The organism is Ohtaekwangia sp., from assembly GCF_036568665.1.
GTDB lineage: Bacteria > Bacteroidota > Bacteroidia > Cytophagales > Cyclobacteriaceae > Ohtaekwangia.
Genome location: NZ_DATCSD010000238.1, coordinates 1 through 9371, shown reverse-complemented (window position 1 = coordinate 9371; position 9371 = coordinate 1). Strand labels below are relative to the sequence as shown.

The following is a 9371-nucleotide window of genomic DNA, read 5'->3' as shown; positions in this document are numbered from 1 at the left end:
TTTATATACTTTCCCTGGCAGTGTGGCAATTATACCTTTAAACTCAAGGCCCAAGAGTATAGATGCCAATGTGCTTACCGATATACCTGCGCGCCAGCTTAGTTCATCGATCATGAGTTGGTAGTTGTTGGCTATTAATGTTTTTAGAACGGTTTGTTCATCGGGCGTATAGGCTTCGAGGTTGAGTGCTTCTTTTTTAGGTGCGGGTTGGCCGTTAGCATCCCAGTTCATTATATACTCCAGGTCTTTTACCGTGCTGATGAGATGGGCTTTGTTGTTCTTGATAAGGTTGTTGCAGCCTTCAGAAAAACTTTGACCGATGTTCCCCGGAAAAGCAAATACATCTTTGTTATAGCTGTTGGCAATCTCTGCAGTAATAAGCGCGCCTCCCTTTTCAGCAGCTTCTACTACGATCAATGCATCGCACAGACCGGCAATGATACGATTGCGTGCCGGAAAATTATGTGCATCGGGTTTGGTGCCAAATGGATTTTCGGTAAGCAGTCCACCGTGATTGATCATCTTGCGTGCAGTCTCTGCATGCGCAGCAGGGTATATAATATCCATGCCGCTTCCCATTACTCCGAGCGTTGGCAGGTTGTGTTTTAGCGCCTGCTTGTGTGTGAGTATATCTATGCCATAGGCAAGACCACTAACGATGAGTGCGTTGTGTGGTATAAGACTCTCCACTAATTCTTCCACACATTGCTTGCCATAGTCGGTAGATTTGCGCGTGCCTACAATGGCTACCGCTTTCGTGTTTTCAAAATCAACATTGCCTTTTACATAGAGTAATGTTGGCGCATCGCTGATCAGTTTGAGACGATACGGATAATCACGGTCGGTATAAAAGAGAAGGCGTGTATCATTCTTTTCGGCAATACGCAATTCTTTTTCGGCTGCTCCAAAAGGTTTTTCGCTGGTAATAGTATTTACGGTAACGGTACCTATGCCGGGGATCTTTAGTAATTTTCCTTTGGGAGTTTTAAATACTTTTTCAGCAGAGCCACAATAGCTTACCAATTGCCGAATGGTATAGTCTCCTATACCGGGAATAAAATGCAGCGCTAACAGCGACAGTCTGTTCTGATCCATAACGAGTATATATAGTACACAACTTGAAGTCCTAAAAATATAAAAGCCGGTGATAAATCACACGGCTCATACTGTATTTTGAAAATATATTTTTAAAGTGTAGAGCTTGATGGTCATGCTGTCCGACCCGGAAATCGTTTATCGCGCAGGTTCAAAAACATCTTTTCGATTTTATAGGTCATAAACATACCAAGAAGTATACTGATAACTGAGGTAACGAAGAAGCTGAGAATGTTATTCTCGAATAGCTCATATTTCTCATAACATTTGTTTACCAATGAATGGATCACGTAAATGGAGTACGAGCAATAGCCAATAGTAGCAATAATATTTACGGCAACTCCGGAGAAGTAACGGTCCAGTTGTTCATTGATTGCAGGTGTAAGTATAACGTGAAGCAGAACAATGCCGAAGGCTATGGCGAGCGCGCTGAAGCCTGCCGTCTTTACCCAGAAGGAAGGTATAGGATCGGCAAACGGTGTCCACGCAAGGCCTATAAACGCAATGATATATAGTACATACCGGTTTGATTGAAATATAGTGGTGAGCTGTTCTTTTTTGAAGTGAAAGAAGAAAGAGATCAGTACACCGGTAAGCAGGGAATCTATCCGCACGTGCGTCATAGTAAAGTTTTGAACATTGTCGTGGAGAAAAATATTGCTGGCTACACGTCCGAGCGCGCAGACTATAATAAGGGTGAATAATATAGTGGGTAGCTTCTTTATACGTTCTGCAGCAGCGATAGTATTTGTACCGGCAGGACGCATGATGAAGAACAGCAGGAATGTAAGCGCAAAGTAAAAGTGTTCTTCTACAGCCAGCGACCAACTGGCCACATACGCATAGCCCCAGCCGCGGGTATAATTCTGAACGAACAGCAGATCGGAAAGTATATCGGGGAAGGAGAGCGGTGCTGCTTTTACAACCAGGTAAAGCGGATAGGAGAGATAGTAGATCGGGTATATCTTAAAACCTCTGCGGATGAGAAACCGCCCGGGATTGATTTTGCCGTACCGTATATACTCTTTGAACAGCAGCCCCGATACAAGAAAACCACTGAGTACAAAAAACAGATCGACACCGATCCATCCTATATTCTTGGTGAAGTGAGAGAAGGGTTGATGCCTCAGAAGAACCAATAGAATGGCAATTCCCCTGAGGAAATCCAGTTCGCGCAATCTTTTCATTTCCGAAAAAGTGAGATGCTATACGGATATTCAAAAACAAAATACAGTCTAACAGAAATGATCAGAGGCGATTGCGATCGCTAACAACTATAAAACTTCAGAATATACTATATATCTCAATGAAGTTTATCGCGCATCTCTACCAGGAAACTGCGTACGCGCTTGAGCGAGTCCAGCATTTCCATTTTGTCTTTTACAGCCTGCGTATCGTTTCGTAACATATCTTTCGCGCCTTGCAGGGTAAATCCTTTTTCCTTTACCAGGTGGTAAATAGTTCTAACGTTATCTATATCTTCCTTGGTAAACTGGCGATTTCCTTTTCGGTTTTTTTTGGGTTTGATCAGGTCAAACTCAGATTCCCAGAAACGGATCAAGGAGGGAGCAACGTTAAACATCTCAGCCACTTCACCAATGGAGAAGTAAAGCTTTTCAATTTCCTTTTCTTTATACGCCATGTTACTGAGCAAGATAAGTAATTAAACCATTATCATCAATGCGTACCCGGGATTCAGGTAAATCTTTTTTAGTGAGTTCCTGTATCTTTTTAATTACCTGTTTCTGAGGATCAATTTTTACTCCGCTGCCGTAAGTCTGGTAGGTAGGTGTAATTTCTGCCTTGAAAAGTTTACCCGTGCGGTCGGTATACACTTTAATTATTGGCGCGAGTCCGTTAATGCCGGCTACACTTATTCCGCGATACGTGCAAAAATTTCCCATGCTATAGGCAATGAAGCGATCTTTATATACATCTACTGCGCGTGTTACGTGCGGACCATGTCCGAAAATAATATCGGCTCCTGCATCGATCATAAGACGTGAGAATTTATATACATCTCCACGATTTTCTCCGTGAAATAGTTCGTTGGTGCGCGGTATATTTTGATACTGTGCGCCTTCTGCTCCGCCATGGAATGATACGATCACTATATCTACCAGCGAGTCGAGGTGTTTTACCAGGGCCTTGGCGGTTTCATGATCATTGAGGTTCACGCAGTTGCTGTTGGGAGCAAACGCCACCAATCCGTAACGAATGCTGTCTTTTGTGAAGATCACTGTTTTCTGATTTACCTGGCCTGCATGAAGTATACCTCCAACCTCGAGTGTCTTCATACTGCTGCTGCGACCGGCATCGCCAAAATCGCCTGCGTGGTTATTGGCAAGACTCATCATATCAAAGCCGGCACTGATCAGGTTCTTTACATAACGTGTTGGTGTTCTGAATACATAGCACACTTTCGGGTCTTTGCATTTTTTAGGAGTTCCGCCAGCATCCAGCAAGGTGCCCTCCAGGTTGCCAAACGTAACATCGGCATTGCGCAGAACAGGTTCTACTTCACGCATCAGAAAAGCTCCGTCTTCCGCAGGGAGTTTATCGTCAGGGTAACTCGTTCCCATCATAATATCGCCCACACCAATAATGGTGAGCGTATCCTTCCGGGTAAAAGCAACCGAGTCGTGGCGGGGTGTAGCAATAGAATCCTGCACTTGCTGGGCTATACTATAAGTAGAAGCAAGAGATAAAACAGAGAGTAATAAAATACGCATCATCAACGATTTATAAAATGCAAAGAAAAAAAGTTTTCGGTAGCCTGCCAAAGCTTGCTAATTACTTTCTAATAATGTGATATAGAGTGTCCGGTTAATTTTACGTCATGAAAAAATTGAAGCGGAATGTACGATTACTAAAGATCGTGATATATAAAGAGACGCTCATCGATTTTAAAGAGCACCTGTGGACTTTTATAGGTTCGTTTTTTGGTATCGGGTTGATCGGGTATGTGCAAAGCCGATCGCTTTCTGAGCTCGATAATCTTTTTCTGATTGGTTCCTTCGGGGCTTCATCAGTTTTAATTTACGGTGTAATCAATTCTCCACTCGCTCAACCGCGTAATCTCATTGGCGGCCACCTGGTTTGCGCCTTTGTAGGAGTGACCATTCGCTACCTCGTTCCGGAAGTATGGCTTGCTGCTGCGCTGGCAGTTTCTATTTCTATTGTGCTGATGCAGATCACACGAACGTTGCATCCGCCCGGTGGCGCTACTGCACTTATCGCGATTATTGGTTCTGAAAAAATAAAAGCCCTGGGGTATATGTATCTGCTAAGCCCGGTGCTGAGTGGTATAATGATCCTGCTCATCGTAGCGTTGTTCTTCAACAACATTACATCGCACAGGCAATATCCGGTTAACCGGCATTGGTACCGGGTATGGAAACGAAAATATCTATAGTGCTATAGCGCTCAACTCGAATTAGTCGAGCGGATGTTCCTGCTGGCTTCCGATCTCGATCAGCTTCTGATATTCTTTATTGCTCAGGTCGCGCTGAAAGAAATTGATCGGGTGCACGTGCTGTCCTTTAAAGAGCACTTCGTAATGCAGGTGAGAAGCTACCGAATTCCCCGTGCTGCCCACATAGCCAATCACTTGTCCGCGTTTTACCGTTTCACCTTCTTTTACTGCGAAGGCAGAAAGGTGTGCGTAACGCGTTTCAAAATTATAGTGGTGATCTACATATACTACATTACCGTACGAGCCCGAGAAATATGCCTTGATCACTTTGCCATCGCCGGTAGCATATACCGGAGTTCCTTTCGGAGCAGCAAAGTCAAGACCGTTGTGCGCCATGTACTTATGAAATATAGGATGGAAGCGCGTTCCATACGTCATGTGTAATCTCGAAAGCTCTTTGTTGCTGATCGGCTGTATAGCAGGTCGCGAGGCCCATGCTTCCAGTTTATCTTCGATCATCGATTTCAGTTTGTCGTACGATTGTACTTCCACATCCAGCTGACGTTTCAATTGCATCACGGAAGTATAATTATCGAGCACTACCGGAAAATCCCTGAACTCTTTGGTATCGAGTTTAACACTACCACCGACACCGGCTTGTCGCTCACTGGGTTGTAGCGGTTCAGCATCGAGGATCACGCGGTAATTATGATCGTCTTTATCGATCAGTTGATGAAGCTCAGCGTATGCTTCGTGCGTACGGTCTTCTATCAATTGCCACTCAACCCGCAGTGTTTGATTTTTTTGTTTCAATACGATCTCATCAAACGAGCCTACATATTGAATATAGAAACTATAGGCTACTAACGCGAGCGTAAGCGAAATACTAAAGAGTATAAGCGTGCGGATGCGAAGAGCTCTTCCTTTCAGGCGCCAGGGTTCGTAGCGCAGTGTTTCCGGATTGTATTTATACTTAATGCGTGTCATTAATCGAGCGACTGATTAGATTGCTTACTGCGTTCGAGTAATTGATGGTGTTGTTGGCTGGTAATACCTTCTATAAAGTAAAGAGCCGGATCGACATGCTCGCCTTCGCGGATCACTTCATAATGAAGGTGAGGAGCAATAGAGCCGCCACTGCTTCCTACGGTACCAATCACCATTCCTTTTGTTATTTTCTGGCCGGGGTGCACAGTAATAGTCTCTAAGTGCGCGTAGCGTGTAGACATACCGTGGCCGTGGTCTATTACAATAGAGTTACCATAGCCGGCCTGTAATTCGTTTCTGTTAATGCTGTTTACTTCTCCCGGAGCCGTAGCGCGCACTTCTGTATCGCGAGGGGCTACAAAGTCAACGCCCGGGTGCAGATACATACCTTTATGAAAAGGATTTACGCGTTTGCCAAAACCCGATACCAGTTGGTCTGCTTCGAGACTATCGATGGGAAGTATAGATGGAAGGGATAGCATCATCGCTATATCTTCCTGACTGATAGGCTGATCGGTAGTATGCGAATCGGTTGTGCGATGGTATAGCGCCTCCGAACGGCCCTTTAATGTTTCGAGTATAGATTGAAAATCTCCGGCATCCGCCAGAAGTACTTTTTCTTTCGATAAAGATGCTGTTGTATTTTTTTCAGAAGGAGGCGTTGTATTGAAGAGCTTGGTATACAGGTCTTTCTCTTCTGTTTTTAATTTCACTAAAGTGGCCTCTATCTCCTGCAGGTTTTGCAGCAGCACAGGCTTATGTTCTTTCAACAGGTTATTCTCGGTACGAAGCTCCCGCTCGTAATCGGAAGTAACAAAACGGTTATGTAAGAATACAATGCCTATAAATAGGAGTGTAGCAGTAAATAAAACACCGGCAGTAGTAAAAACAATGTCACGCCACGTAACGCGAGCGCGCTCGTACTGACAGGTTTTTGAGTTGTAGATATATTTAACGTCCTTCATTAAGTCAGGTCAGCTTCTATATGCAAAAGATGTTTCAAGCCAGAAAAAAATATCTGATACCTGCTTAATCTCTGTCATCTGCGCTTAATTTTGTGGCTTGCTCGTATTTTTTTGCGGGCTAATATAGTAAAAACCCTTGCCCTGCCAAACCCCCGTTCTTTCAATGGGCTCCAGGACCGGGTAAGATGTAAAACAAGATTTAATAATAATGGTAATGGATTCGGGTTCGATCAGACGAAAATTTCTAGAGTTTTTTGAGAAAAAAGGACACACCATCGTGCCTTCAGCTCCTTTGGTGTTGAAGAACGACCCAACGTTGTTGTTCACCAACTCGGGCATGGTTCAGTTCAAAGACTATTTTTTAGGAAACGCCACACCGAAATCCAACCGTATAGCCGATACGCAGAAGTGTCTTCGCGTAAGCGGTAAACATAACGACCTCGAAGAAGTAGGGATTGATACCTATCACCACACCATGTTCGAGATGCTGGGGAACTGGTCGTTTGGTGATTACTTCAAGAAAGAAGCAATAGCCTGGGCGTGGGAATTACTTACCGAAGAGTATAAGCTTCCGAAAGACCGGCTATATGTAAGTGTGTTTGCCGGAGATAAAGATGATAACCTTCCGTTCGACCAGGAAGCGTTTGATCTGTGGAAACAATTTGTATCCGAAGACCGCATCATTCTCGGTAATAAAAAAGATAACTTCTGGGAGATGGCCGACCTCGGTCCATGCGGACCTTGCTCGGAAATACACGTTGATCTTCGTCCGGATAGTGAACGCAAAGCTATACCGGGTAAGGATTTGGTGAACAACGATCACCCGCAGGTGATTGAGATTTGGAACAACGTGTTTATGGAATTTGAACGCTACTGGAATCCGGAGAAAGGCGGAGCGAGCGAGCTCTTCAAATTCGATCTGGAATATCGTGGTGATGATAAGAAGACAGCACGCGAGAGACTGCGTTCTCAATTAACCTTACTCAAGCCGCTGCCGAACAAGAACGTTGATACCGGTATGGGCTTCGAGCGTCTGTGCCGCGCTATCAATCTGGTAAGTTCTAATTATGATACCGATGTATTTACGCCACTGCTGGATTATATAGCAAATGCATCGGGTATAAAGTATAGAGCCGAAGAGAAAACCGATATAGCGATGCGCGTTATTGCCGATCACGTACGTGCAGTATCATTTGCTATAGCAGACGGACAATTACCTTCTAACGCTGGTGCAGGTTATGTTATCCGCAGAATATTGCGCAGAGCAGTTCGCTATGGATTTACCTTCCTCAATTTTAAAGAGCCCTTCATCTATAGGCTGGTTGCTGTACTAGGCAATCAATTGAAAGATGTATTCCCGGAACTCGAATCGCAGAAGGAATATGTAGGCAAAGTAATTTTCGAAGAAGAGACATCATTCCTGCGCACACTCGATAAGGGATTGAAGCGCATGGAAGGATTGCAATCGGTAAGTGGAGAACAGGCTTTCGAGTTGTATGATACCTATGGTTTTCCGCTCGATCTTACTTCACTCATTGCACGCGAACGCGGCTTTACGGTAGATGAAGACGGATTTAAAGTAGAGATGGAAAAACAGAAGTCGCGTTCCAAAGCTGCAGCTGCTAAAGAAACGGGCGACTGGGTAATTGTAGGCGATGATGTGAAGTCTGAATTTATCGGGTATGATTTCCTCGAATCAGAAATAAAAATCACCAAGTATAGAAAGCTCAAACAAAAGAATAAAGAGTTATTCCAACTCGTATTTGATCGCACACCTTTCTATGCCGAGAGTGGTGGACAAGTTGGTGACACGGGCTATATTGAAAGTGCCAACGAGAAGATATATATTACCGATACCAAGAAAGAGAACGAGTTGATCGTGCATGCTGCCGATAAACTTCCGGAAAATCTTTCAGCTTCATTTACTGCGGTGGTAGATAAACACAAGCGTCAGTTGAGTATGGATAACCACTCGGCAACGCACCTGCTGCATGCAGCATTACGCCAGGTATTGGGCAAGCATGTGGAACAGAAAGGTTCATTGGTAAATGATAAAGTATTGCGTTTCGACTTCTCGCATTTTGCGGCTATGACGCCTGAAGAAATTCTGAAGGTAGAAGATATAGTCAACAGCAAGATACGTGAAGATATACACCTGGATGAAAAGCGGAATGTACCGATCGACCAGGCGAAAGCGCTTGGCGCGATGGCACTCTTCGGAGAAAAATATGGCGACTTTGTCCGCGTAATTACATTTGATCCGAAGTTCTCTGTAGAGCTTTGTGGAGGAACACACGTGAAGTCAACCGGAAATATAGGACTCTTTAAAATTATAGCCGAGAGTTCAGTAGCAGCGGGTGTGCGCAGGATTGAAGCGATCACGTCAGAGAATGCCGAGCAGTTTGTTCGCAGCGAAATTGCATTGCTCGATGAAGTGCGCGCCTTGTTGAAGAATCCGAAAGACTTGCTTACATCGCTGAAAAATCTCTCGGAAGAGAAGCACGCACTGGAGAAGAAGATAGAAGTATTTAACCAGGAAAAAGCCAATCTTATAAAAGACGAACTGGCTGGTAAAGCAGTAAAGTCAAACGGTTATCACCTCATCCTGGAGAAAGTATCGGTGCCAAATGCCGATGCATTAAAGAATATAGCATACGCCTTGCGTAACCAGTTCGATGATCTGTTGCTGATTCTGGCAGCCGATGTAGAAAGCAAGCCGCAGGTAACGGTAATGATCGGAGAGAAACTGGCGCAAACCAACCAGTACCATGCCGGAAACATGGTAAAGGAATTAGCTAAGGAAATTGACGGAGGCGGAGGCGGCCAACCCTTCTTTGCTACCGCTGGTGGCAAGAACCTGAACGGACTGGATGCTGTTATTGAAAAAGCACGTAAATTGATTGCTGGTT

At 44.4% G+C, this 9371-nt stretch carries 8 protein-coding genes; 2 read left to right on the top strand and 6 right to left on the bottom strand.

Translation table 11 applies throughout. From position 1 onward, the window contains the following. The 4 genes from dprA to VIN08_RS13255 form a co-directional block, all read right to left on the bottom strand. A partial coding sequence (dprA, locus tag VIN08_RS13270; RefSeq protein WP_331965758.1) for a DNA-processing protein DprA occupies positions 1 to 1095 on the bottom strand: 1095 nt, incomplete at its 3' end. 113 nt (positions 1096 to 1208) lie between these two features. Then, positions 1209 to 2282 (bottom strand): acyltransferase, encoded by a 1074-nt coding sequence (locus tag VIN08_RS13265; RefSeq protein WP_331965755.1) that lies wholly within the window; start codon positions 2280 to 2282, stop codon positions 1209 to 1211. Between the two features lie 116 nt (positions 2283 to 2398). After that, a complete protein-coding gene (locus tag VIN08_RS13260) occupies positions 2399 to 2737 on the bottom strand; it encodes a MerR family transcriptional regulator (RefSeq protein ID WP_331965752.1) in 339 nt (112 codons plus the stop codon). A 1-nt stretch (position 2738) separates the two neighbouring features. Next, complete coding sequence (locus tag VIN08_RS13255; protein ID WP_331965749.1) at positions 2739 to 3830, bottom strand: CapA family protein; 1092 nt, start codon at positions 3828 to 3830, stop codon at positions 2739 to 2741. A 104-nt stretch (positions 3831 to 3934) separates the two neighbouring features. Between VIN08_RS13255 and VIN08_RS13250 the strand changes: the two genes are divergently transcribed. Beyond that, on the top strand, positions 3935 to 4510 hold the full coding sequence (locus tag VIN08_RS13250) for an HPP family protein (RefSeq protein WP_331965746.1): 576 nt from the start codon (positions 3935 to 3937) through the stop codon (positions 4508 to 4510). Positions 4511 to 4531: 21 nt separating this feature from the next. Here the strand turns inward: VIN08_RS13250 and VIN08_RS13245 are convergent, their stop codons facing one another. Together VIN08_RS13245 and VIN08_RS13240 are read right to left on the bottom strand one after the other, a co-directional pair. After that, positions 4532 to 5497, bottom strand: a complete 966-nt coding sequence (locus VIN08_RS13245) for a M23 family metallopeptidase (protein ID WP_331965743.1) — start codon at positions 5495 to 5497, stop codon at positions 4532 to 4534. After that, positions 5497 to 6462, bottom strand: coding sequence for a M23 family metallopeptidase (locus VIN08_RS13240; RefSeq protein ID WP_331965740.1), 966 nt, complete (start codon positions 6460 to 6462; stop codon positions 5497 to 5499). Before VIN08_RS13240 ends, VIN08_RS13245 begins: the two co-directional genes overlap by 1 nt. A gap of 214 nt (positions 6463 to 6676) precedes the next feature. Here VIN08_RS13240 and alaS point away from each other — a divergent pair. Continuing rightward, the coding region (gene alaS, locus VIN08_RS13235; RefSeq protein ID WP_331965761.1) for an alanine--tRNA ligase at positions 6677 to 9371 on the top strand (2695 nt) is incomplete at its 3' end.

Bases quoted from the DNA above. Each gene is read 5' to 3' on its own strand.
- VIN08_RS13250 (WP_331965746.1), top strand. From the start codon at position 3,935: ATGAAAAAATTGAAGCGGAATGTACGATTACTAAAGATCGTGATATAT.
- VIN08_RS13260 (WP_331965752.1), bottom strand. From the start codon at position 2,737: ATGGCGTATAAAGAAAAGGAAATTGAAAAGCTTTACTTCTCCATTGGT.
- VIN08_RS13255 (WP_331965749.1), bottom strand. From the start codon at position 3,830: ATGATGCGTATTTTATTACTCTCTGTTTTATCTCTTGCTTCTACTTAT.
- VIN08_RS13245 (WP_331965743.1), bottom strand. From the start codon at position 5,497: ATGACACGCATTAAGTATAAATACAATCCGGAAACACTGCGCTACGAA.
- VIN08_RS13265 (WP_331965755.1), bottom strand. From the start codon at position 2,282: ATGAAAAGATTGCGCGAACTGGATTTCCTCAGGGGAATTGCCATTCTA.
- VIN08_RS13240 (WP_331965740.1), bottom strand. From the start codon at position 6,462: ATGAAGGACGTTAAATATATCTACAACTCAAAAACCTGTCAGTACGAG.